Annotated in this window: 20 protein-coding genes; 10 read left to right on the top strand and 10 right to left on the bottom strand. The window is 65.4% G+C overall.

Annotated features, from left to right (window positions below; translation table 11 throughout):
* Positions 1–30 precede the first annotated feature (30 nt).
* From ACN9MB_RS03035 to groES, 6 genes are all read right to left on the bottom strand, one after another.
* Positions 31–2,418 (bottom strand): TonB-dependent siderophore receptor, encoded by a 2,388-nt coding sequence (locus ACN9MB_RS03035; protein ID WP_426270742.1) that lies wholly within the window; start codon positions 2,416–2,418, stop codon positions 31–33.
* A gap of 106 nt (positions 2,419–2,524) precedes the next feature.
* Positions 2,525–3,517, bottom strand: a complete 993-nt coding sequence (locus ACN9MB_RS03030) for a FecR family protein (protein ID WP_426270741.1) — start codon at positions 3,515–3,517, stop codon at positions 2,525–2,527.
* A complete protein-coding gene (locus ACN9MB_RS03025; protein WP_338031005.1) occupies positions 3,514–4,032 on the bottom strand; it encodes an RNA polymerase sigma factor in 519 nt (172 codons plus the stop codon). Before ACN9MB_RS03025 ends, ACN9MB_RS03030 begins: the two co-directional genes overlap by 4 nt.
* 35 nt (positions 4,033–4,067) lie before the next feature.
* Positions 4,068–5,069 carry a VirK/YbjX family protein gene (locus tag ACN9MB_RS03020; protein WP_426270740.1) on the bottom strand — a complete coding sequence of 334 codons (1,002 nt, stop codon included), beginning with the start codon at positions 5,067–5,069 and terminating at the stop codon, positions 4,068–4,070.
* A 295-nt stretch (positions 5,070–5,364) separates the two neighbouring features.
* On the bottom strand, positions 5,365–7,008 hold the full coding sequence (gene groL, locus ACN9MB_RS03015) for a chaperonin GroEL (RefSeq protein WP_204636686.1): 1,644 nt from the start codon (positions 7,006–7,008) through the stop codon (positions 5,365–5,367).
* 54 nt (positions 7,009–7,062) lie between these two features.
* Complete coding sequence (gene groES, locus ACN9MB_RS03010) at positions 7,063–7,356, bottom strand: co-chaperone GroES (RefSeq protein WP_199042823.1); 294 nt, start codon at positions 7,354–7,356, stop codon at positions 7,063–7,065.
* Between the two features lie 279 nt (positions 7,357–7,635).
* Between groES and ACN9MB_RS03005 the strand changes: the two genes are divergently transcribed.
* The 5 genes from ACN9MB_RS03005 (at position 7,636) to ACN9MB_RS02985 (ending at position 11,942) form a co-directional block, all read left to right on the top strand.
* Positions 7,636–8,283, top strand: a complete 648-nt coding sequence (locus ACN9MB_RS03005) for a class II aldolase/adducin family protein (protein WP_426270739.1) — start codon at positions 7,636–7,638, stop codon at positions 8,281–8,283.
* The gene (gene cutA, locus ACN9MB_RS03000; RefSeq protein ID WP_204636688.1) at positions 8,283–8,600 is read left to right on the top strand and encodes a divalent-cation tolerance protein CutA; all 318 of its coding nucleotides are present in this window, start codon (positions 8,283–8,285) and stop codon (positions 8,598–8,600) included. The genes ACN9MB_RS03005 and cutA overlap by 1 nt, the downstream gene beginning before the upstream one ends.
* Before the next feature lie 131 nt (positions 8,601–8,731).
* On the top strand, positions 8,732–9,430 hold the full coding sequence (locus ACN9MB_RS02995; protein ID WP_426270738.1) for an HAD family hydrolase: 699 nt from the start codon (positions 8,732–8,734) through the stop codon (positions 9,428–9,430).
* Between the two features lie 56 nt (positions 9,431–9,486).
* A complete protein-coding gene (locus ACN9MB_RS02990) occupies positions 9,487–10,761 on the top strand; it encodes a DUF5690 family protein (RefSeq protein WP_426270737.1) in 1,275 nt (424 codons plus the stop codon).
* The gene (locus tag ACN9MB_RS02985; RefSeq protein WP_426270736.1) at positions 10,758–11,942 is read left to right on the top strand and encodes a TIGR03364 family FAD-dependent oxidoreductase; all 1,185 of its coding nucleotides are present in this window, start codon (positions 10,758–10,760) and stop codon (positions 11,940–11,942) included. Before ACN9MB_RS02990 ends, ACN9MB_RS02985 begins: the two co-directional genes overlap by 4 nt.
* Before the next feature lie 3 nt (positions 11,943–11,945).
* On the opposite strand, the gene phnF is transcribed toward ACN9MB_RS02985, so the two are convergent.
* Positions 11,946–12,695, bottom strand: a complete 750-nt coding sequence (gene phnF / locus ACN9MB_RS02980) for a phosphonate metabolism transcriptional regulator PhnF (protein WP_204636692.1) — start codon at positions 12,693–12,695, stop codon at positions 11,946–11,948.
* An 80-nt stretch (positions 12,696–12,775) separates the two neighbouring features.
* On the opposite strand from phnF, the gene ACN9MB_RS02975 reads away from it, so the two are divergent.
* The 3 genes from ACN9MB_RS02975 (at position 12,776) to ACN9MB_RS02965 (ending at position 18,898) form a co-directional block, all read left to right on the top strand.
* Positions 12,776–13,933 (top strand): alpha-D-ribose 1-methylphosphonate 5-triphosphate diphosphatase, encoded by a 1,158-nt coding sequence (locus ACN9MB_RS02975; protein WP_426270735.1) that lies wholly within the window; start codon positions 12,776–12,778, stop codon positions 13,931–13,933.
* A gap of 188 nt (positions 13,934–14,121) precedes the next feature.
* Positions 14,122–16,806 (top strand): TonB-dependent receptor, encoded by a 2,685-nt coding sequence (locus ACN9MB_RS02970; protein ID WP_426270734.1) that lies wholly within the window; start codon positions 14,122–14,124, stop codon positions 16,804–16,806.
* A gap of 73 nt (positions 16,807–16,879) precedes the next feature.
* A complete protein-coding gene (locus ACN9MB_RS02965; protein ID WP_426270733.1) occupies positions 16,880–18,898 on the top strand; it encodes a sulfotransferase in 2,019 nt (672 codons plus the stop codon).
* Here the strand turns inward: ACN9MB_RS02965 and ACN9MB_RS02960 are convergent, their stop codons facing one another.
* From ACN9MB_RS02960 to ACN9MB_RS02950, 3 genes are read right to left on the bottom strand one after another with little or no spacing between them, the layout of a single operon-like run.
* On the bottom strand, positions 18,899–19,273 hold the full coding sequence (locus ACN9MB_RS02960; protein WP_426270732.1) for a cupin domain-containing protein: 375 nt from the start codon (positions 19,271–19,273) through the stop codon (positions 18,899–18,901).
* A gap of 2 nt (positions 19,274–19,275) precedes the next feature.
* A complete protein-coding gene (locus ACN9MB_RS02955; RefSeq protein ID WP_426270731.1) occupies positions 19,276–20,307 on the bottom strand; it encodes a TlpA family protein disulfide reductase in 1,032 nt (343 codons plus the stop codon).
* Between the two features lie 60 nt (positions 20,308–20,367).
* Positions 20,368–21,816, bottom strand: a complete 1,449-nt coding sequence (locus ACN9MB_RS02950) for a PLP-dependent aminotransferase family protein (RefSeq protein ID WP_426270730.1) — start codon at positions 21,814–21,816, stop codon at positions 20,368–20,370.
* Positions 21,817–21,925: 109 nt separating this feature from the next.
* On the opposite strand from ACN9MB_RS02950, the gene ACN9MB_RS02945 reads away from it, so the two are divergent.
* Entirely contained in the window at positions 21,926–22,624 is a 699-nt protein-coding gene (locus ACN9MB_RS02945) for a glutathione binding-like protein (protein ID WP_204636697.1), read from the top strand.
* Between the two features lie 204 nt (positions 22,625–22,828).
* Positions 22,829–23,746 carry a DMT family transporter gene (locus tag ACN9MB_RS02940; RefSeq protein ID WP_204636698.1) on the top strand — a complete coding sequence of 306 codons (918 nt, stop codon included), beginning with the start codon at positions 22,829–22,831 and terminating at the stop codon, positions 23,744–23,746.
* Positions 23,747–23,819: the final 73 nt, after the last annotated feature.

Genomic DNA, 23,819 nt, shown 5'->3' with positions numbered 1-23,819 from the left:
GGCGACTTCCGGGGTTTTTCGTAGGCGCGGTCAGAAGTCGTAGGTGCCGGACAACATCACGCTGCGGCGCGTGCGCAGCGGCACGAAGGTTTCGTTGAAGTCGGCCGAGTAAAGGTCACGTCCGAAGAGATTCTTCACGCCCAGCGTCATGCGCCAGCGGTCGGTGCGATAGGACACGTTGGCATCGACTTCCGCCTGGCCCGGTGATGGGTAATAGGTCGAGTAGTCGGCGCTCTGTCCCAGCGATCGGCTACGCGCCTGCACGCCGCCGGCAATGCCCCAGCCCTGCAGGCAGGCGCCCTGGAACCAGTAGCTGGCCCACAGGTTGAAGCGCTGGCGCGGCGCACCGGTGGGCTGCGTGCCATCGTGGTTGGTGATCTGTGCGTTGGTGTAACTGCTGCTGATATCGAAGCCCGGCGCCACGCGACCGGCGAATTCGATCTCCACGCCACGGTTGGTTTGTCCCGGCCCGAAGCTGGCGAAGTTGGGCATCGCTTCGAGGAACAGGTAACTGTGATCGAGCATGATGCGATACAGCGACACGGTCAGCCATGCCTGCTCGTGGAACAGGTTGAACTTGGCGCCCGTCTCCAGCTGGCGCGACAGTGCCGGCACCAGCGGTCGACCGTTCTGGCCCAGATACGAGAGCGGCTGGAAGCCGTTGCTGGTGAAGCCATAGAACGCCACGTCGGGCGTCAGCTTGTAGACGACGCCGGCATTGGGCACCCATTTGGTGCGCTTGGGCGTCCACGGATTGCCCTGCGCGTCGGTGGTCGACACTTCGTAGGCGGACCGGCGCAAGCCCAGCAGCATGTCCCAGCGTTCGCCCAGCGCCAGCTGATCCTGCAGGAACAAGCCGTTGTCCACCGACCACGGCGTGCCCGACAGCGGGACGTTATCTTCCGGCTGCACCACCTCGGAGACGCGTGGCAATGCGGCGTCGCTGAAAAGGTTGTAGACGCCGCTGTTGTACGAATGCCAGAAGTCGTCGGTGTGGCCCACGCGCGAACGCGAGTAGTCCATGCCGAGCGTTACCGTGTGGGTCACCGGACCGGTGCCGAACACACGGATGAAATCGTTCTGCAGCGAGTAGTACGTATCGCTGTACCGATAGGCCTGCGCGTAGGGCGAGACATCGCCAAGCAGCGTCGGGTTGGTCAGCGTCCAGCTCTGCAGGTCGTTCTCTTGTTCCACGTACTGGCCGCGGCTGCGCCAGGTCCAGGCGTTGCCCAGCTGCTGGTCGAGCAGGTAGTAGAGGCGGTTGGTCTGGTAGTTGGCGTAGTCGTATTCGTTGCCGGTGAGCAGCCCGAAGGGCGTGGCCGTGGACATCGTGTCGCCGAGCAGCACCGCGTGATCGGGCATCGGCAGGCGATTGAGGATGCGCTGTGCGCCCACCACCAGCTGCGTGCTCGGACTGCTCCAGCCGATCGACGGCGCCAGGTAGCCGCTGCGACGGTTGCGATAGCCTTGCGGCGTACGATCGGCGTAGTCGCCCGACATCACCAGTCGATAGGTCAGGCCGGACACATGGCCCAACGGTCCGGCCATGTCCAGCCCGGCCTGCACCATGCCCTGCTGTCCCAGCGTGTAGCTGACTTCGTGCACCGGCTCGCTTTGCGGTTGCTTGGTGGTGACGTTGACCAGGCCGCCGAAGCTGTTGCCGGTCGAGTCGCCCAGGATGGACTGCGGCCCCTTGATCACTTCCACGCGTTCCAGGCCGATCAACGGCGGGAAATCACCGGAGCCCGCATTGCTGTTCGGCATGCCGTCGATCAGGCCGTTGCCGGTGTAGAAGCCGCGGATCTGGAACAGCGGCAGGCCGTCCGAGCCTTCCACGAAGGCCACGCCCGCCACGTTGCGCACGGCGTCTTCCACGGTCAACGATTGCTGCGAATCCATCAGCTCGCGCGTCACCACGCTCACCGATTGCGGCACGTCGATCAGGTCCGCGTCGTTGCGCGAGCCCGCGCTGGTGAGCGACGCCTTGAAGCCGATATCGCGCGCAGCCAACGCGTTGGCCTCGACCGCCGTCAGCTGCCTGGCTTCCGGCCGTGGCTTGGCGGGTCCGGCTTGGCCCGGCGGCTGGGGCAAGGTCACCACCACGGTGCCCTGGTCGGTGAATTCGTAGACGAGCCCGGTGCCTTCCAGCAATTTCGACAACGCGGCCGGCGCGCTCAGGTTGCCGATCGCACCGAGCGAGCGGAAGCGCGCGATAGTGCAGCCCGCCGTCAGCACTTGCACGTTGGCCTGCTTGCCAAAGGCGATCAAGGCGGTGGCGAGCGGCTGAGCGGGAATCGAGAAGTCGATGCGCGAGGTTTCCTGCATGGCCGACGCAGCCGCCATGCCCATGCCCGGCATGCTCAGCCAAACCGACATCGACAGGCTGCCCGACAGCAGCAGCTTCGCACGCTTCCTCATAGCCCCCGCTTCATGCCAAGCGAAACCACGAGTTTGACATGCGATGCGGCGATTGTGTGCTCACTTCACCGGCATGAATGCTTTCTTTCGGAGGGCTGTCCGGCGCTCAATGCTGTACGGGTTTGCGCCGTGCATCGGACAGCACGGTCTGTCCACCGCTGTCGTTCACTTGCAGGGGCAGCACCTGCGGCAGTGCGTGCAGCCAGTCGTCGATGGCGTCGGTCTTGACCGTGCCGGTAAACGTTAGCGCTTTCAGATCGGTGTCGGCGATTTGCAGCGGCTGCGCGCGATAGCGGTTGATATTGGCCACCACCACTGATAGCGGCTCGTTGTCGAATTCCAGCCGCGCCTGACGCCACGCCGCGGCGCTGGCCGGATCGCTGGAGATCAGATTCATGGCTGCACGCGCAGGGTCGTAAACCACCGACTGCCCCGCCACCGCCTCGACGCTGTTGTGCGCGCCGCCGCTGGCGTCGGCCACCCGCACGCGCCCCTCGGCCATGGCGACGGTGACGTACTTGCCCGTGCGGCGGACGTTGAACGCGGTGCCGATGTCCTCGATGGTCACGTCGCCCGCGCGCACTTCGAACGGTCGGCCGGCATCGTGCACGACTTCGAAATAAGCCTCTCCCTCGGTGAGCTCCACCAGGCGGCGTCCGTGGCTGAAGCGGGTGCTCAACTGCGTGGCACCGCCCAGTGTCACGCGGGTGCCGTCTTCCAGCGAGATGCTGCGTTGCGCGGCGACGGCACTGGCATAGGTCTGCGAGCTGGCGGCGCCTTGCATGGCGTACCAGCCCACATAGCCGCCGACGGCCAGCAGCAGCGCGGCGGCGGCAGCGGCCGACACCCACCAGCGGCGTGGCGCCGGCGTCACGGGGGCAAATTCCGCCAGCAGTCGTTCGCGCGAGACTTCGCCGAGCAGTTGCAGGCGCGAGGCCAGCTCGGTCACGCGCTCGAAGGCAACGAGGTGCCCGGCGTCTTCGTCGGTCCAGGCAAGCCACTGCTCGGTGGTCCGTTCCGTCGCAGCGGGGTCGCGCAGTCGCACCCACCAGTCGGCGGCGACACGCAGGGCTTGTTCTTGGGATGTATTGGCCATCATGGCATCTCCGGTTCGTCCACCCGCGCCCGGCAATGCGCCAGGGCGTGGGCGACGTGATAGCGCACCATGCGCTCGCTGATTTTCATGGCCCGCGCGATCGCGCTGATCTCGCGGCCATCGATGACGTGCATGACGAACGCGTGCGCGGTCTTGGCCGGCAGTTCGCGCAACGCCTTGTACAGTTCCTGCAATTGCCCGGTGGCCTGCACATGGCGCTCGGGGATCGGGGCCAGGTGCAAGTCCTCGTCGGGCGCAAGCAGCGGATGGTCGGCGCGCACCTGGCGCGCGCGCAGCCGGTCCACGGCCAGGTTCGAGGCGATGCGGAACAGGTATGCGCGCAACGAATCCACTTGCTCGGGCCTCTCCATGGTCACGAGTCGCACATACGCCTCCTGCGCGACTTCCTGGGCGTCCGAGATCGAATGAAGACGGCACTGCAGGAACGCCACGAGCGCTCGGTTGTGGTCGCGAAACAGGTCCGCGATGCGCATCGCGAACGCCGGATCGAGATTCACGGCCGCGTCGGCGGACGTGTTGGCTGGTTTGTGCACTAGGCGGCCCTGGTTACGTCGGGAGGCGTCGGCAGGGATTCCATGCTTGCCGTGGCCTCCATCGCATCACGCCACCACGGTACCGGGCGCAATGCGTTGTTCAATAGCTTCACCGCTTCCCAGCGCAGCTCCGCTCGGCGCCTGAACAAAGCGCGCCGCTTGCTTTCCCATTCTGCCTCCGTGCGGTGATGCAAGGTGGCCGGCATCAGGAACCAGCCACCCACCTCGGGCGTGCCACCCTGCTCCAGCCAGTAGCCATCGTAGTCGGAGAACATCTGCGTGCGGCCCTGGAGCGGATGCGCGCCGTTGCCTACCGCAAGGAGCCGGCGCAGGCCGCACTGGCCCGCGAATGCATAGGCCAGCACCAGCATCAGCTGCTTGGGGCGCATGCCGTGCATGTTGCGCGTCAGTTCGCGCACGGATTCGCGGGCGCGGGTGCCGGTCGGACCCTGGATGCAGCCAATGGCCAGCGTGTCGTTGTCGATCAGGGTCATGATCAGACGATAGAGCGTGTGGTCCTGCGCATCGGTCAATTCGAGGGTGAGCTCGCCCTCGCAGCTCATCGGTGCGGGCGGGCGCAGGTGCAGCCGCACCTCGCTGCCGTCCTTCAGCTGCAACGAACCGAGCGTGGCGCGACCGCGCACATACACCGCCTCGAACAGATCCGCCGACCAGCGCTCCAGCAACAACCGATAGTGCGCCTGCAGTGCCAGCACGCGATCGATGCGATGCCATTGCCGGTTCACGAAGCGGTGCAGATGGCGTTCCTGCAACCGCGGGTCGCGCCGTACCAAGCCCCGCAATAGCGGGTGCGACGCCAGGAAGACGAGGAACCAGCCGTGCATCAGCGGCATGGAGGCCGCGCGCAGCAGGTATTTGGCCGCTGCCAGCGCGCGCTGGGCGGGAGATCCGTTCCAGTCGGTGCGCTGACGCAACGAGCGCCACCACATCGACCAAGCAGGGTGGCCATCCTTGGCCGCAGGCTCCTTGGGTCCAGTCACCCGTGGCTCGGGTAGCCCCGCCCACTGAAGTTCGCGCTCCAGGGAGCGTTGCGCCGCGTAAGCGCAGCCGCTAGCAGCGAACACCAGGTCGGCGTCCAGGGGTTCCTCCCCAGGCTGAAGATTCCGTTCGTTCAAGGCTCCCCGACCCACATGGTGACTGTGACAGGAGCTAAGACGGCCGGGCCCAGCAAAACGGAAATGGCTGGCGCCACTTTTTTGAAATTTTTTTCCATCCAAAAGAAAAACCCCGCACAAGGCGGGGTTTTCTTTTGTTGCGATGCCTGGAGGCGGGGACTTAGAAGTCCATGCCACCCATGCCGCCCATGCCGCCCGGCGCACCGTGCGAATGGCCTTCTTCCTTCTTCGGCACTTCGGTCACGGCCGCTTCGGTCGTGATGATCGAGCCAGCCACCGAGGCGGCGAACTGCAGGGCCGAACGGGTGACCTTGGTCGGGTCCAGGATGCCGAACGCGATCATGTCGCCGAACTCGCCGTTGGCCGCGTTGTAACCGAAGTTGCCGTTGCCTTCCTTCACCTTGTTCAGGACGACGGACGGCTCGTCACCAGCGTTGGAGACGATGGCGCGCAGCGGGGCTTCCAGCGCACGACGGGTGATGGCGATGCCCAGGTCCTGGTCGGTGTTGTTGCCCTTCAGGCCTTCCAGCGCCTTCAGCGAACGGATCAGCGCGACGCCGCCGCCCGGGACCACGCCTTCTTCGACGGCTGCGCGCGTAGCGTGCAGGGCGTCTTCGACGCGGGCCTTCTTTTCCTTCATCTCGACTTCGGTAGCCGCGCCAACCTTGATGACGGCCACGCCGCCAGCCAGCTTGGCCACGCGCTCCTGCAGCTTCTCGCGGTCGTAGTCCGAAGAGGTCTCTTCGATCTGCGCCTTGATCTGGCCGATGCGCGACTGGATGCGCTCAGCTTCGCCGGCGCCGTCGATGATGGTGGTGTTTTCCTTGGTGATCACCACGCGCTTGGCGCGGCCCAGGTCGGTGATGGTGGCCTTCTCGAGGGCCAGACCCACTTCCTCGGAGATCACCACGCCATTGGTGAGGATGGCGATGTCTTCCAGGATGGCCTTGCGACGGTCGCCGAAGCCCGGCGCCTTCACGGCGGCAACCTTGACGATGCCACGGATGGTGTTGACCACGAGGGTGGCGAGGGCTTCGCCTTCCACTTCCTCGGCCACGATCAGCAGCGGCTTGCCAGCCTTGGCAACGGCTTCCAGCACCGGCAGCAGCTCACGGACGTTGGAGACCTTCTTGTCGTGGATCAGGATGAACGGGTCGTCCAGTTCAACCTGCTGCGACTGCTGGTTGTTGATGAAGTACGGCGACAGGTAGCCGCGATCGAACTGCATGCCTTCGACGACGTCGAGCTCGTTCTCGAGACCCGAGCCTTCCTCGACCGTGATCACGCCTTCCTTGCCGACCTTCTTCATCGCGGTGGCGATGATGTCGCCGATGTTGGCGTCGGAGTTGGCGGAGATCGTGCCGACCTGGGCAATCGCCTTGTCGTCGGCGGTCGGGTTGGAGAGCTTCTTCAGCTCGGCCACGGCGGCGTTGACGGCCTGGTCGATACCGCGCTTGAGATCCATCGGGTTCATGCCGGCAGCGACGGCCTTGAGGCCTTCCTGGATGAACGCCTGGGCCAGCACGGTAGCGGTGGTGGTGCCGTCGCCGGCGACGTCGGAGGTCTTGGAAGCGGCTTCCTTGACGATCTGCGCGCCGATGTTCTCGTACTTGTCGGCCAGTTCGATTTCCTTGGCGACGGAGACGCCGTCCTTGGTCACGGTCGGTGCGCCGAAGCTCTTCTCGATCACCACGTTGCGGCCCTTCGGACCCAGGGTGACCTTCACGGCGTTGGCCAGGGTGTTCACACCCTTGAGCATGCGTGCGCGGACGTCTTCGCCGAAGCGGACTTCTTTAGCTGCCATTTTGTAGTTCCTTCAAATGCGTTGAGTAGGTGGGAAGAGGTGCGGGAGAGGCGCTTAGCCTTCGATCACCGCAACGATGTCGTCTTCCTTGAGGAAGACCAGCTCTTCGCCGTCAATCTTGATTTCCTGGCCGGCGTACTTGCCGAACAGCACGGTGTCGCCTTCGTTGACGGACATCGGGCGGACCTTGCCGTCTTCCAGGATGCGGCCGGTGCCGGCAGCGATGACCTTGCCGCGGGTCGGCTTCTCGGTGGCGCTGTCGGGAATGACGATACCGCCGGCGGAGACGCGCTCTTCTTCGAGGCGCTTGACGATGACGCGATCGTGCAGCGGACGCAGTTTGCTCATGGTTGGGCTCCAGCTTCGTTTGGATGGTTGAACAAGATTCGAGACCCCGGAGCGGCGCCTGGGTGGCGCTTGCTAGCACTCCCCGGAGGTGAGTGCCAATTCTAACGACGCAAATTGCCCCCTGCAAAGCAAGAGGCGCCCGTCCGATGGCTGAGTCTTCCAATGGGGGAACCACGGAGGCCTTTCAAGGCACGGCGGGACGAAAAGTCCTCTTTCCGTGCTATCGACAGAGCCGCCATGACGGCCGACCATGCCGGCCTGCCCCCACGAGGACCACCTGTGAGTGATGAGCTGACACTACGTCGGGAACTGGTGGCCCAGGGGGCCAAGCTGGCCGCCTCCGGCCTCAGCCAGGGCACCTCCGGCAACCTAAGTGCCCGCTGCGGTGAGGGTTTCCTGATCACGCCCAGCGGCACGCCCTATGAGGACATCGCCCCCGAAGGCGTGGTGGTGGTGGATCGCGACGGGCACTGGCCGGCCGGTCAACGACCCTCCAGCGAGTGGCGCTTCCACCGGGATATCTACCTGGCCCGGCCCGACGCCCAGGCCATCGTCCACGTGCACCCGCCCTACGCCACCGCGCTGGCCATGTGCCGCCAGGACATTCCACCCGCGCATTACATGATCGCGGTGGGCGGCGGGGATTCGATCCGCTGCGCCGGGTACCACACCTATGGCACGCAGGCGCTGTCCGATGCCGTCGTGACGGCGCTGGAGGATCGGCTGGCCTGCCTGATGGCCAATCACGGCATGATCGCGCTGGGCAGCTCGCTGACCCAGGCGATGTGGCGGGCCGTGGAAGTGGAGAACCTCGCACGGCAGTACGCGCTGGCCCGGCAGGTGGGCACGCCGGTGCTGCTCACCGACGACGAAGTAACCGTCGTGCTGGAAAAATTCGCCCACTACGGACTGATGTCGAGGTCGTGATGTCCGATACCGTGCTGCTTTGCTACTGCACCTGCCCCGATGTCGCCAGCGCGCAGAAGCTGGCCGAGGCCCTGGTGGGCGAACGGCTGGCGGCCTGCGTGAACCGCATTCCCGCCATCGCCTCCACCTATCGCTGGCAGGACAAGGTGGTCACCGACCACGAGGAACTGCTGCTGATCAAGACCACGGTCGCTCAGTTCGCCGCGCTCAAGGAGCGTCTGCTCAGCCTACATCCCTATGAATTGCCGGAACTGATCGCGGTACCGGTGACCGAGGGTCATGGCCCTTACCTTGACTGGGTGCGTAACCCAGGCTGATGTTCCGCGCCGCGCATGACGCGAGTCCCGTTGCGCCGCATTGACTAGACAGTCGGCAGCCACTGTCGATGCAAGCGTCATGGGCGCGCCATCGCCGCTCGCCAGCATGCGTCTCCATCACGGGAGGCGACATGACGTTCGAACTGGCGGTTTTCGATATGGCCGGCACCACGGTCTACGATCCGGACCTGGTGGCGCAGGCGCTGCAGGACGCGCTGGCGCAGGCTGGCTGCCATGCCTCGCTGGCGGATCTGCGAGCCCTGATGGGTTACACCAAGCCGGCCGCCATCCGCAGCATGCTGGCGGCGCACGACCTGCCGGCGGACGACTCGCAGGTGGCACTCGTGCATGCGGATTTCGTACAGCGCATGCTCGACTGCTATCGGACGCACGACGCCGTGCGACCGATGAGCGGCGCGGAAGAGCTGTTCGCCTGGTTGCGGCAGCGGGGCGTCAGGATCGGGCTCAACACGGCGTTCTCGCAGGACATCGCCGAATGCCTGATCGAACGCTTCGGCTGGCGCCAGCGCGGCCTGATCGATGCCGCGATCTCGGCGGATCGCGTCGCCCAGGGTCGTCCTGCGCCTGACATGATCCGCGCATTGATGGCGGCTTGCGGCGTGGGCGACGCCACGCGTGTCATCAAGATCGGCGATACCGAAGTGGATATCCGCGAAGGTCGCGCGGCCGGGTGCGGCCTGGTGGTGGCGGTGACGACGGGCGCCTATCACCGCGACGAGCTGCTGGTTCACCACCCCGACGCGGTGCTCGACAGGCTCGATGAGCTGCCCGCATTGCTCGCCCGTGTCGGCCGGCCGAACCCCGCGTGACCCACGCCACGCGCTCGCCTCCTCCACGCGGAACGTGGTCGCCCTGGTCTTCCTCGATGCTGCCGCTGGTCGCCGGCTTTGCGGCGTTCTGCACGTACTCGTGCATGTATGCCTTCCGCAAACCGTTCAGCGCAGGCAGCTACGAGGGCATGAGCTGGCTGGGCGTCGACTACAAGATCTGGCTGGTGATCGCCCAGGTGGTGGGCTACGCACTCAGCAAGGTGTGGGGCATTCGACTGGTGCCCGAGTGGCAGACTTCGCGCCGCGCCGTGGCGATTCTCGCATTGGTCGGCCTGTCGTGGCTCGCGCTATTGGGCTTTGCGCTGGCGCCGCCCGTACCGGGCATCGTGTTCCTGTTTCTCAACGGCCTGCCGCTGGGCATGGTATGGGGCCTGGTGTTCGGCTATATCGAGGGCCGGCAGGCGACGGAACTGATGGGCGCCATCCTCGCCTCCAGCTTCATTTTCGCTTCTGGCGTGGTCAAAGGCGTGGGCAAGGCGATGTTGCTGGCGGGTGTGAGCGAGCACTGGATGCCGTTTCTCACCGGCCTGGCGTTCATCCCGCCGTTGCTGCTGTCGCTGCATGTGCTTACGCGCCTGCCGCCGCCCAGCGCCGAGGACGTCGCCGCGCGCGCGCCGCGTGGACGCATGGATCGCGAGGCACGGCACGCCTTCGTGCGCCGCTTTCTGCCGGGATTGCTGCTGATCGTGCCGCTCTATGTGCTGCTCACCGTGCTGCGCGATTTCCGCGAGAACTTCGACACCGAGATCTTCCACGACCTGGGCTATGGCCGCAGCGCCATCGTGTTCGGTGAAGTGGATACGCCGATCGGCATCGGCGTGTTGATGCTCACCGCGTCGCTGACGCTGGTACGGGACAACATGCGGGCCTTCATGCTCAACCACGTGTTGATCGGCGGCGGCCTGTGTTGCGCGGGCATCAGCACGCTGCTGTTCGCGCACGGCGAGCTGCCGCCGCTGTTGTGGATGACCCTGGTGGGCTTTGGTCTTTATCTCGGCTACATCCCGCTCAACGGCATGTTCTTCGAGCGGCTGATGGCCACCTTTCGCATCAGTGGCACGGCCTCGTTCGTGATGTATATCGCCGACGCCTCCGGTTACATGGGCAGCGTGACGGTGTTGCTGGTCCGCCAGTTGCTCGCCTTGCAGCTCAACTGGACCCAGTTCTTCGAACGCGCGGTGCTGGCAAGCAGTGCGCTGGGACTCGTGCTTACCGCGCTGGCGGCGCGCTGGTTCTGGCGGCATGGCCAACAGAGCGGGCATGCAGCGGCATCGTTGTCACCTCTTGAGATGGAAAGCAGCCGTTTATGAGCAAGTCGGAAACACGCACCGCGATCGTGATCGGTGCAGGCATCGTCGGGTTGGCCATGGCGCGCGCCCTGGCGGAAGCCGGCTACCGCGTCACCGTGTTCGATCGCCATGAGCGCGCGGTGGGCGCCTCGGTGCGCAACTTCGGCACGATCTGGCCGATCGGCGTGCCGAACGGACCGCTGTATGCGCGCGCCTTGCGTTCGCGTGAGATCTGGCGCGAATTCTGCGAGACCACCGACACCTGGCAGGCGCCGAGCGGCAGCCTGATCGCCGCGTTCCACGAGGACGAGTGGGCGGTGATGAACGAGTACGTGGCGATGAACGAAGGTCTGCGTCCCTGCCGCATGCTCACCGCTGCGCAGGTACGCGAGCAAGCGCCAGGCGTCGTGGCCGCGGACTTGCGTGGCGCACTGCTGAGCACCGATGAGATGGTGGTCGATCCGCGCGAAGCCATCCGCAAAATGCCTGCGTGGCTGGCGGAGCGTTACGGCGTCGAGTTCCACTGGCGACAGGCGATTACCCGTATCGAGCATCCTTACGTGTGGAGCGGTCATCGGCGCTACACCGCCGACCTGATCTATGTCGCCAGCGGCACGGATTTCGAAACCCTGTATCCGGAATTGTTCGAACGTCTCGCCATCACCAAGTGCAAGCTGCAGATGCTGCGGCTGGAAGCCCAGCCGGCGCCGTTCAAGCTGGGCCCGGTCGTGTGCGGCGGCCTCACCATGGCGCACTACAGCGGCTTCCATGCCACGCCCAGCATTGACCGCCTGCGCGAGCGCCTCAGCGATCAGTACGCCGACTTGCTGGCGCTCGGTATCCACGTCATGGCGGCGCAGAACGGGCTGGGCGAGATCACCGTGGGCGACTCGCACGAATACGGGCATACGTACGAACCGTTCGATGAAAGCGCCATCAACCAGAAGATCGTCGACTATCTGCGCAGCGTGCTGGTTCTGCCGAGCTGGCAGGTGAAGCAGAGCTGGAACGGCAGCTACGCCAAGCTCACCGACGGGCAGCGCAGCGAGCTGGTGGTCGAGGCGGAGCCGGGCGTCACCATCGTCAACGGCGTGGGCGGCGGCGGTCTGGGTATGACGCTGTCGTTCGGCCTGGCCGAGGAAGTGGTCAGCGGGCGCTTGCGCGCCGAGCAGGTTGGACCCGCACCGGCCGAGGCGCGCTGATCTTCAGCGCTCGGCGGTGGACATCACCAGCTGCACACGTTCCGCCGCGAAACAGGTCAGCCCGTATTGCACGGGCTGGTTCTTGTCGTCGACGTTGAGCGATTCCACCACCAGTACCGGCAGCTCGGGCGATTGTTCCAGCACACGTGCGGTGGACGTTCCAGCCAGCCGCGCGGTCACGCGCGTGTAGCTGCGGAAATAATCGGCAATGCCGAACTCCGCCAGCGTGAGGCTGACCGAGCCGGTGCGCTGGAATACGTCGCCCAGCTTTGGAAAACGTGCTGCCGGGAACCATGCCTGACCATGATCGAGCACGCGGCCTTCCGCATGCGCCGAGGACTCGATCCACCACGCGCGTTCGCCGCGCGCCAGGGCCAGCGACTCGGCCACGCGCTGCGGCGGCATCACCAGCGCCGTGCCCAACACCTTGTTGCCCGAGCTGACATTGAGGTTGTGCATGTTGCGGCTGAAGCTGGTGCGCCGGCCGATCGGATAGTCGTAGCACTCCTCGCGCACGCGCAGGCCGCGATTCGGGTCCGCAAGAATGGCGCCGCGCTGCTCGAGCGAATCGAGTGCCCGGCGAACCGTGTGCCGGTTCACGTTGAGGCGCCGCGCCAGTTCCAGCGCCGAGGGAAGCTTGGCGCCACCGCGAAGTTCGCCGTTGCGGATCTGTTGCAGCACCTGCTGTTCGATCTGGCGCCAAACGGGCACATCGCACGACCGATCCAGCGGCTCGAAGAGGTTTGCCATCATTCCTGCATGTTCCCGACACAGACTGCATGGGTGGCGATTGAGACCAGACGGGAAGTATGGACGGCCCAGTTTTCGCAGACATGACATCGCGGCAAGGCCGCCCATGGCGCATTGCACGCGCACGCCTGGTGCTGCCAGACCGGGTGTTCGTCGGTGGCGCGGTGATTGAAGGCAAACGTATCAAACAGATCCAGGCCGGCGAGGAGTGCCCGCCGGACGCCATCGATTTCCAGGGCGACTTCCTGTTGCCCGGCCTGATCGAACTGCATACCGACAACCTCGAAAAGCACTTGCTGCCACGCGCCGGCGCGGCGTGGCCCGCCCTGCCGGCCATGCTGGCGCACGATGCCCAATTGGTGGCCGCCGGCATCACCACCGTATTGGACGCGATGTCGTTGGGCGATCTGGAGGAGGACGGCGGCCGCATCGACACGCTGCACCGCGCACTTGCCGCGCTCGATGAAACGCGCAGTCACCACCTGCTGCGTTGCGAGCACTACCTTCACCTGCGCTGCGAACTGAGCTGGCCTGGCCTGCTTGAACTCGCCGCACCGCTGGTGGAGCGCAAGGATTTGCGATTGCTGTCGTTGATGGATCACACGCCCGGCCAGCGCCAGTATCACGACGTGCGCCAATACCGCACGTACTACAGCCGCAGCGGCATCACCTGGAGCGACGAGGAATTCACCGCCGTTCTCGAACAGCGCCGCCAGCAGCAGAGCCTCCACCGCAACCTGCAGCTGGCCGGCGTGATGACGCTGGCACGCCGCCACGGCGTACTGGTCGCCAGCCACGACGACACCGACATGGCACACGTCGAGGAAGCCGTGCTGATCGGTGCGCGAATCTGCGAATTTCCCACGACACTGACGGCGGCACGGGCCGCCCGCGACCACGGCCTCATCGTGGTCGCGGGCGCCAGCAACCTGGTGCGTGGCGGCTCGCACGCCGGCAATGTCGCCGCCATGACGCTGGCGCGGGCGGGATGTCTGAACGTCCTTTCGTCCGACTACATGCCAACCAGCCTGCTTCCCGGGGCCTTCATCCTGCACCAGCAGGCGGGATGGGCCTTGCCTGACGCCATCGCCACGGTCACCACGACGCCCGCGGCCGCGCTGGGTTTCGATGACCGGGGCCGTCTCGCCGAAGGCTTGCGTGCCGACCTGCTGCGCGTACGCATGCACAGGGACGAGCCGGTGGTGCACTCGGCGTGGGTGGCCGGCAGGCAGCGGTTGTGACGGTCGTCACGCTTCGACCGGCGCAAGGAAGCCGCGGCCGATAGCCGTCTATTCGAAAGCATAGACAGCAGCCGTTCGTTGCCTAGTCCGAGTCACGGGCATTTCATCGCCTCTCCCTAGCCTGCCGGCCCGAGCAGCCATAAGCCTGCCGACGCTGATCGGCGACATCAAACCTCGGGGAGTGCGTCTTGAAGATCAATGCCATCACTTGCGCGGTGCTTGCCGCGCTTGCGGTCACTCGCGTGTCTTATGCCGACGATGCGGCACCGGCAGGACCTGCGCCGGCGGCGCAGAATTCTTCGGTGTCCACGCTGGGGGCCATCACGGTCACCGCCCAGCATGCCAACGAGGACATGCAGGACGTGCCGATCACCATGCAGGCGTTCACCGGAACGACGCTGCAGCAGCTCAACGTCAGCACGTTCGACGACATCATCAAGTACCTGCCCAATGTCACCTTCGCCGAGAACGGCCCGGGCCAGGGCAACATCTACATGCGTGGACTGACCACCGGCTTCCTCGGCAACCAGTCGAGCGCATCGATCGCGCCCTTCCCGAACGTGGCGGTGTATCTCGACGACCAGTCGATGCAATTTCCCGCGCGCAACCTCGACATCTACATGGTCGACATGGAACGCGTCGAAGTGCTGGAAGGTCCGCAGGGCACGCTGTTCGGCGGCGGCGCGCAGGCGGGTGCGGTGCGTTACATCACCAACAAGCCCAACCTCACCAAGGTCAGCGGCAACGTGGAGGCCAGCACGGGCGTCACCGCCGGTGGCGGTCCGAACAACTCGGCCAGCGCGGTGTTGAACCTGCCGATCATTCCCGGCAGCTTCGCGCTGCGCGGCGTGATCTACAACGACCATCGCGGCGGCTATATCGACAACGTGCCGAGCACGTTCACGCGCAACAACAGCGACGGCGGCAACTTCTACGCCAACATCAAGCCCACCGGTGGCCTGTGCCCGAACGGCCTGCCCAGCAGCACCGGCTATTGCACGGTGCCGGGCAGCCCGGTCGCCAACAACAACGCGGTGGCCAGGAAGGATTGGAACCCGGTCGATTATCAGGGCGGGCGCGTGTCCGGCCTCTACAAGATCAACGACGACTGGGACGTGCTGATCGCGCAGAGCTACCAGGAGATGGATGCGGAAGGCCAGTCGTCGACCTATCCGATCAGTTCGGATGGCCAGCAGCTGCAACCCCTGCAGACCAGCGTGTTCGTACCGGCGTGGGACAAGGACCGCTACTCCAACACGGCGTGGACGGTGAACGGCAAGATCGGCGATCTCTCCGTCGTCTATACCGGCGGCTACACCGACCGACACATCAGCGAACAGCAGGATTACACCAACTACGCGCGCGCCGTGGGTGGCTGGTACTACAGCTGCACCGGTGGCACGGGCCTGGGCGCCGGCACCACGCCGCGCTGCTACTCGCCGATCGGCTACTGGAACGACCAGGTCAAGAGCACGCACCAGAGCCACGAGCTGCGCTTCAGCACGCCGGAAGACGGCCGCCTGCGCGCCATCGGCGGCCTGTACTTCGAGGACTTCAAGATCCTCGACGACATGAACTTCAACTACAAGACGATCCCGTCGTGCACGCCGGTCAATCTTTCCAACGCGCTTGCCGGCGGTGCGCCGTGTGTGGCGAACGTGGTGCCGTATCCCGGCACGGCGCAGATGGATCCGGGCCAGCGCAGCGACAGCACCGCGTTCGGCGAAGACGAGCAGCGCGGTTACCGCCAGGTGGCGGCGTTCGGTTCGCTGTCGTACGACATCATTCCCGAAGTGCTTACCGCCACGGCCGGCACGCGTTACTACCACTACTCCGAATACCAGCGTGGTTCGCAATACGGCACCGGCTCCAACTGCGTGAACGTGCCCAATGGGCAGTGCACGGGCGGCGATGCCACCAACATGACGGCGGAAGGCCTCAACGGTTCGTATCACGGCTTCAAGAGCCGCGCGAACCTGGTGTGGCATATCTCGCCCGATGCGATGGTCTACTACACCTTCTCGCAGGGCTTCCGTCCCGGCGCCTACAACCGTACCACCAAGGGCGTCGCGGTCGGCCCGGATGGCGCGCAGTACAAGAAGCCGCTCAGCTACGCGCCCGACTCGCTGACCAACAACGAGATCGGCTTCAAGACGGAATTCTTCGACAACCACCTGCTGCTCAACGGCTCGCTGTACCACATGCAGTGGAACAACGTGCAGATGCAGTTCTTCAATCCACTGGTGCTGGGCAACACCACGTTCGGCGTCAACGGTCCCAACTACAAGGTCGACGGCGCCGAGCTGCAGTTCGACGCCCGCATTACCGACGGCTTTTCGCTGATGGGTTCGGGTTCGTTCAACCGCTCCAAGCAGACCACGTCGCCGTGCCTGGTGGGCAATATCCCCAATACGCCGGCCTACGGCGCGTGCATCACCGAAGTGATCATCGCCGGCCAGGGCCTGCAGCCGTTCGCCAACCCGTTCGGACAGGAGGGCAGCGAGCCGGCTTTCTCACCGCGCTCGCAGTTCAACCTGCGCGCCCGCTACGACTGGTCCTTCAACGGCGGCTACAAGGCGTTCGCCATGGCGGGCGCCAGCCATATGGGTTCGATGTACAACCAGCCGGCGACCTACCCCAGCGGCGAAGGTGTGATCTACCCGACCACGGTGGACCTGCGCTACCTGCAGGAAGGCTATACCACCTACGACGCCTCGCTGGGCATCGCCAAGGACGCCTGGGACTTGTCGCTCTACGGCAGCAACCTGAGCAACAACCACGCCAGCGTGTTCACTTCGTCGGCGCAGTTCATCAAGTCGGAAGTGCCGCTGCGCCCACGCGTGGTCGGCGTCAAGTTCGGCTACAAGTTCTGACATCTGCCCGTCGCGAATGCGTCGTTAGCATGGGGTGGGCGCAAGCCCACCCCACTCTTTTCGCAGGCCCGGCATGAATGCAGCGCTCACCGATCCGATCACGATGTCCGTCGAACAGCAGGTAGCGCAGCTGCGCCAGCTGCAGAAAGAGGGACAGCATCCGCAAGCCTTGCAGCTGGCCCTGGGCTTGGCGCGCGAGCTGCCGGAAAACCGCGACGTGATGTATCTGCTCGCCCGCAGCCAACGTCACCTGGGACAGGTCGACGACGCCCTGCAGACCCTGCTCGTGCTCGAGCAACACCATCCCGCCTTCAGTCGACTGCACGAAGAACGCGGCCACTGCCATGTCGTACGACGCGATGCGACGCAGGCGATCGATGCCCTGCTGCGCGCGGTCAATATCAACCCTGCCCTGCCCTCGAGCTGGAATCTGCTCGAGGGCCTCTACCGCATGACCGGTGACCATGCGAATGCGCAGCTGGCCGCCGATCATGTGGCGACGCTCAAGCACCTCGCTCCCGAAGTGGTGCACGCCACCAGCCTGTTTTCCGATGGTGAGCTGGTACAGGCCGAGCATGTCATTCGCGGCCATTTGCAGCGCGTAGGCGATGACGTGGAAGGCATGCGCCTGCTCGCGCGCGTCGCCATGGCGCGCGACGTGCTGGACGACGCGGACGTCCTGCTGGAAGCGGTATTGCGGCTCGCGCCCGATCACCAGGCCGCTCGCTTCGACTACGCCAAGGTGTTGTTCGAGCGACATCGGTACAAGGAAGCCTGCGCGCAGATGGAACAGCTGCTGGCCATCGATCCGCAGCAACTCGACTACCGCGCGTTGCATGCCAGTGCCCATGTCGGCCTGGGCGAACACGACCGCGCCATCGGTCTGTACCGCGAACTCCTGCGCGTGGTGCCCGAAGCGGCGGACCTGCACCTGTCGCTGGCCCACTCGCTGAAGACCCAGGGGCGCCAGGCGGAGGCTATCGACGCCTACCGCGCTGCCATCGCCGCGCGTCCCGATTTCGGGGACGCCTATTGGAGCATGGCGAACCTCAAGACTTACCGTTTCACCGACGGAGAAATCGACGGCATGCTGGCGCAGTTAGCGCTGCCGTCGACGTCGCTGGTAGATCGGTATCACCTGAACTTTGCACTGGGCAAGGCCTTCGAAGACCGTGGCGAGTACGCCGCCTCCTGGGACCACTACGCTACCGGCAACGCGCTCAAGCGATCGGAAAGCCGCTACCGGCCGGAGATCATCGAAACCAATACGCACCGGCAGATCGAGGTGTGTACGCGCGAGTTCTTCGCCGAACGCAGCGGTGCGGGGGACCTCAGCGCCGATCCCATCTTCATCGTGGGCCTGCCGCGCTCGGGCTCCACCCTGCTGGAGCAGATCCTCGCCTCGCATCCGCTGGTGGACGGCACGCAGGAGCTGGCGGATATCCCGCGCATCGTGCTGGAGCTGCAAGGCCGCGAGCCCGATCTCGACGATCCGCGCTATCCGGGCATCCTGGCGCAGATGCCGATGGAGCAGTTTCGCAGTATCGGCGAGGCTTACCTGCGCGATACGCGCAGCTATCGCGGCACGGCGCCGTATTTCATCGACAAGATGCCCAACAACTTCCGGCACCTTGGCCTGATCCACCTGATGTTTCCCAACGCGACGATCATCGATGCGCGGCGCGAGCCGATGGCCTGCTGCTTCAGCAACCTCAAGCAGCTGTTCGCCACGGGCCAGGAGTTCACCTACAGCATCGAGGACATCGCGCGTTACTACCGCACCTACCTCGATGTGATGGAGCACTGGGACCGCGTGCTGCCCGGCCGCGTGCTGCGCGTCCATCACGAAGAGGTGGTGGACGATCTTGAAGGCAATGTGCGGCGCATCCTGGAGTTCTGCGGACTGCCGTTCGATCCCGCATGCCTGGCGTTCCACGAAACGCGGCGCAGCGTGCGCACGGCAAGCTCCGAGCAGGTGCGCCAGCCGATCTTCCGCGACGGCATCGATCAGTGGACGCATTACGCGCCGTATCTGGTGTCACTGCGGGAGCAGCTCGGCGACGCGCTCGAACGTTACCGCGCGAATCGCTGACTACTTGTGCGGTACGTGCGGCTTGCCGACGAACACCACCAGGATGGTGGCAGGCGCCGTGTTGCTGGCGTTGGCGCTGACCAGGTGCCGCGCCCCCGCAGGCTCGAACCAGTTTTCGCCCGCCGCGTAAACCCGTAGCGCCTGCCCTTCCACCTGGCTGCGCACCTCGCCGTTCAAGACATACACATAGGCATCGCGGTCGTGCGAGTGGGGTTTGGATGCCTCGCCCGGGGCGTAGCTAACTCGCAACGCTTCCAGTGCCCGGCCGGGTGCCTGCGTCAGTGCTGCCGTCAGCAGGGTATCGTCCTGCGTCGCCTTGGCGGGTCCGACGGCAGCGAGCATCAACAGTGCGGCGAGAAGAAGAGTCGTCCGCATGATCAGCGCCTCGTCACCGCGGCCGATGGCGGCAGCGCGGCATCCACCTCTTCCGTACGGCGAATCACTTTGCCCTGTGCATCCAGCACGATCAGCGTGGGCACATGCATCACGCGGAAGCGGCGGAACAGGGCACCTGAGTCGTCCAACGCCAGCGGCATGTCGATGTGGTGTTCGCGCTGGTAGTCGGCGAGTTCGTCATGGCTGGCCCACAGACCCGAAGCGATGCCGAGCCAGCGTGCATGGCTGTCGCGGGCCAGCACGTCGGCGCGCTCACGAGCGCTTCGGCAACTCTGTGCGATGGCGGGCCGGCTCTTGGCCAGATACGACTCGCACCAGGGCGACAGGAATAGCAGCACCGTCGGTCGTGCCGCTTCGAACGCCGGCAGGAATTTTCCATCGAGCGTATGCAGGTCGAAGGCGGGCACGCGATCGCCGACGTCGTAATGCGGCTCGTCCTTGGGCGCGATGGCCGATGCGACGTTGGCAGTCGATGGACGGCGGGCCTGCGCCAGCGCCGCATCGAGCTTTTCATCGGCCATGTGGCCCACGTAGGCAATGCGTCCGTCGCGACCGATCACCACGTGCTGCGGCGTCACGCGCAGGCGGAAGGCTTCGCCCAGCGAACCATCGTCGAACACGATCGGCATGCCGAGTCCCAGCTGCTTCTGCACTTTGCGCACTTCCTCGACGCTGTCATCGAAACCGACGTCGATGGCGATCACCGCCATGTCCGGCCCGGCCTGTTCGTAGGTGCGTTCGAAATGCGGCATCTGCTCGCGGCAGGGCACGCACCAGGTGGCCCAGAACTTCAGATAGACGGCGTTCTTGCCGTAGAGCGCGCCCAGGTCGATGGTCTGGCCGTCGATGGTCTTCACCACCATGCGCGGCGCCGGCTGGCCGACCAGGCTGCGGCCGGCCGCTTCCGCGCGCGATTGGCCGGACTCGGAGGCATGCGTCGAGGCACAGGCCAGGAACAGGCAAAGCAGGATCAGATAGCGCATGGCGACAAGCCCCAGGAATGATGGGGCCATGTTCCGCCGGTCGCTGGACCTTAAACAGATCCAGTTTTCGCGGAAATGAGAGAACCAGTGCTAACCCGGGCGATGCGCCTGAAGCAGCTGAGCCAGCACACGCGCAGCCTCGTCCATACGCGTCGCCGGCATGCCGCCTAGGCCGAACACCAGACCGTTCGGCCGCGAATCGCCGATGGCGTAATCGCCCAGTGCTTCGATACGCATGTTCACCGCCTGGGCATCCTTGACCAGTTGGCTCGCCGGCACCGGCCAGCGCAGTTGCACGGCGATGTGCAGTCCGGCGTCCGAGGCCAATGGTTGCAGAGCGTCGCCGGAATGCCGCGATAGCGCTTCAAGCAACGCCTCGCGACGCTCCGCATAGATGCGCCGCATCTTGCGCACATGCCGCGCCAGATGGCCTTCGTTGATGAACAGCGCCAGCGTGTCCTGCGCCAGCACGTCGCTGTGCCGGTCGCCGAGCTGGCGCACGCAGGCCAGCGCCGGCATTGCCCAGGCGGGCGCCACCAGGTAGCCCAGGCGCAGCGAGGGAAACAGGCTCTTGGAGAACGTGCCGATGTAGAACACCGAGCCGTCGCGATCCAAGGTCTGCAAGGCATCGAGGGGGCGCCCGCCATAGCGGAATTCGCCGTCGTAGTCGTCTTCGACGATCACCGCCTGGTTGCGTCGCGCGAAATCCAGCAAGGCTGCGCGGCGCGCGGGCGACATCGCCATGCCGGACGGGAACTGGTGCGACGGCGTTACATAAATCACGCGTGCGTTGGGTGGAATCTGCTCGACCACCAGGCCTTCGTCGTCGACCGGCACAGGCACGATCAGTGCGCCGGTGGCTTCGAAGGTCTGGCGCAGCGGCGGATAACCGGGATCCTCCACCGCCACCACGGTATGCCCCGGCGTGACGAGAATGCGCGCCAGCAGATCGAACGCCTGCTGCGCACCGCCAACCACCATGATGTCCGCGGCACTGCAGGTAACGGCGCGAGTGAACGAGACATGCCCGGCAATCGCCTCGCGCAAGGCCTCACGCCCGGTGGCCGCGTCATAGAACGAAGGCGTACGCGACAGCGAGCGCAGCGCGCGAGCGGACAATTTTCGCCACGCCTCGAACGGAAAGCGCGAGGCATCGGGCAGGCCCACGCGCAGGTCATAGCGCGCGGGCGGCAAGGCATTCATCGGCGCGGGAAAGATCGCGTCGCGCCATTGCGGTTGCAGGCGCCTTTCTTCGCCCGTGGTCGAACGCGACGGGCTGGCTTGCGTGGGTCCCGCGTGGGCGACCACATAACCCGCCCCCTGGCGCGAGACGATATAGCCTTCGCTGAGCAGGCGGTCGTAGGCCGCCACGATGGTGTTGCGCGACAGGCCCAGCGAGGTGGCGAGCGAACGCGTGGACGGCAGCGGCTGGCCCGTGCGAAGGCGGCCGTCCAGAATCGCCGACCGCAACTGTCCGTGCAGCGCCTGCAGGCGGCCGCGTACGGGAATATCCAGCGGGAAGGCCAGCGGTTGTTCCATGGCTGCGTCCGGGCAAGTCGACTGGTACTAAAGATTTCCTTTGTTCTGGATCTTTTTCAAGACCAGTGAACCCCCGACACTGCAACCATCCACTCACCGGAGCCTTGCCATGATCGAGCTGTACTTCGCCGCCACGCCCAACGGCCTGAAGCTGAAGCTGTTCCTGGAAGAGGCGGGGCTGCCCTACTTCATCACCCCGGTGAGCCTGAGCAAGGGCGAGCAGTTCAAACCCGAGTTCCTGGCCATTTCCCCCAACAACAAGATCCCGGCCATCGTGGACCACGCGCCGGCCGGCGGCGGCGCGCCGGTGACGGTGTTCGAGTCAGGGGCGATCCTGCTCTATCTCGCGGAGAAGATCGGCCAGTTCCTTCCCAGGGACACGGCCGGCCGGGTGGAGGTGCTGGAGTGGCTGTTCTGGCAGGTGGCGGGGCTGGGACCGATGGCCGGCCAGGCCGGGCATTTCAAGGTCTATGCGCCCGAACCGGTGCCCTACGCGATCGACCGCTATACGCGCGAAGTGGCGCGGCTGTATGGCGTGCTCGATCGCCGGCTGGCCGGGCGCGAGTTCATCGCGGGGGCGTTCTCGCTTGCCGATATCGCCTGCTATCCGTGGATCGTGCCGCACGAGGCGCACGGCCAGAATCTGGCCGATTTTCCGAACCTGGAGCGCTGGTTCATCGCCGTCTCTCAGCGGCCGGCCACGGTACGTACCTATGAGGGCGTTGAGAACGCGTACACCCCGAAGCAGCCGCTGTCCGATGAAGAACGCCGCGTGCTGTTTGGTCAGGGCGCGGCTCCGAAGGGCTGAAGACTGCTGACAGGTTCTGACGCAATGGGCGGCTAGACTTCCAAATTGACAGCCACTTCTCACCCCCGTCATTGCGGCGCAGGCCGGAATCCAGGAGCGATGAGCAGGGCTTTCGCAGCAGGATCGGGTGTGCGCACTCGCGACAACCAGACCTAATCGCTACTGGATTCCGGCCTGCGCCGGAATGACGAGCCATAGACAGCCATGAAAACCTCCGACGTCACCGCACTGATCTTGCTGGGAGCCCTGTGGGGCGCCTCGTTCCTGTTCATGCGCATGGGCGCAAACGAGTTCGGCGGCATGGCACTGGCCGGCATGCGCGCCATCGGCGCGGCCATTTGCTCGATTCCGCTGCTGACACGCACGCGGCTGACCGAAATGCGTACGCACTGGCGCGACATCGCCATCGTCGGCATCGCCAATTCAGCGCTGCCGTTCGTGCTGTTTTCGTTCGCGGCGCAGAGCCTGCCGGCCGGCGTTTCGGCCATCTCCGATGCCATTGCACCGCTGCTGGTCGCGCTGTCGGGCTGGATGCTGCTGGGCGAGAAGCTGAACCCCATGCAGGCCAGCGGCCTGGTGATCGGCTTTACCGGCGTGGTGTGGCTGGTGGCCGGCACGGTCGGTTTCGGTGGCGGCACGCATGCCATGGGCTGGGCGATGGCCGCCTGCCTGGGCGCCAATGTCTGCTACACCTTTGGCGCGCACTACAGCCATCGCCGCCTGCGCAGCGGCGTCACGCCGCTCAGTGTGGCCACCGGCAGCCAGCTCGCCGCCGCCGTGTTGCTGCTGCCTTTTACCGTCTGGATGTGGCCCACCCGCACCCCGGGATGGTCGGCCTGGCTGGCCGTGCTGGGCCTGGCGGCCCTCTGCACGTCGCTGGCCTATGTCCTGTTCTACGGCTTGATGGCCCGCGTCGGGGCCTCGCGCAGCATGGTGGTGATGTTTCTGATCCCGGTGTTCGGGGTGGTCTGGGGGCTGGTGTTCCTGCATGAACCAGTGACCCTGGCGATGGCGGGCGGATGCATCGTGATCCTGCTCGGCGTGGCACTCACCACCGGACTGGTGCGCCTGCGCCGTAACCGCGGGCCGGTGCCGAACGAAGTAGCTGTAGAACACCCTTGAGTTCCGGCGGGCTGTCCCCGGCCCGCCGAGATTCCCAAGCTGAGCCATAATCCCGCTTCACCCGCGCCACGGC

The sequence above is a fragment of the Dyella kyungheensis genome (assembly GCF_049913195.1).
GTDB classification, from domain to species: domain Bacteria; phylum Pseudomonadota; class Gammaproteobacteria; order Xanthomonadales; family Rhodanobacteraceae; genus Dyella; species Dyella kyungheensis.
The sequence above is the reverse complement of the archived record's forward strand: the minus strand, read 5'-3'. Positions and strand labels throughout refer to the sequence as shown.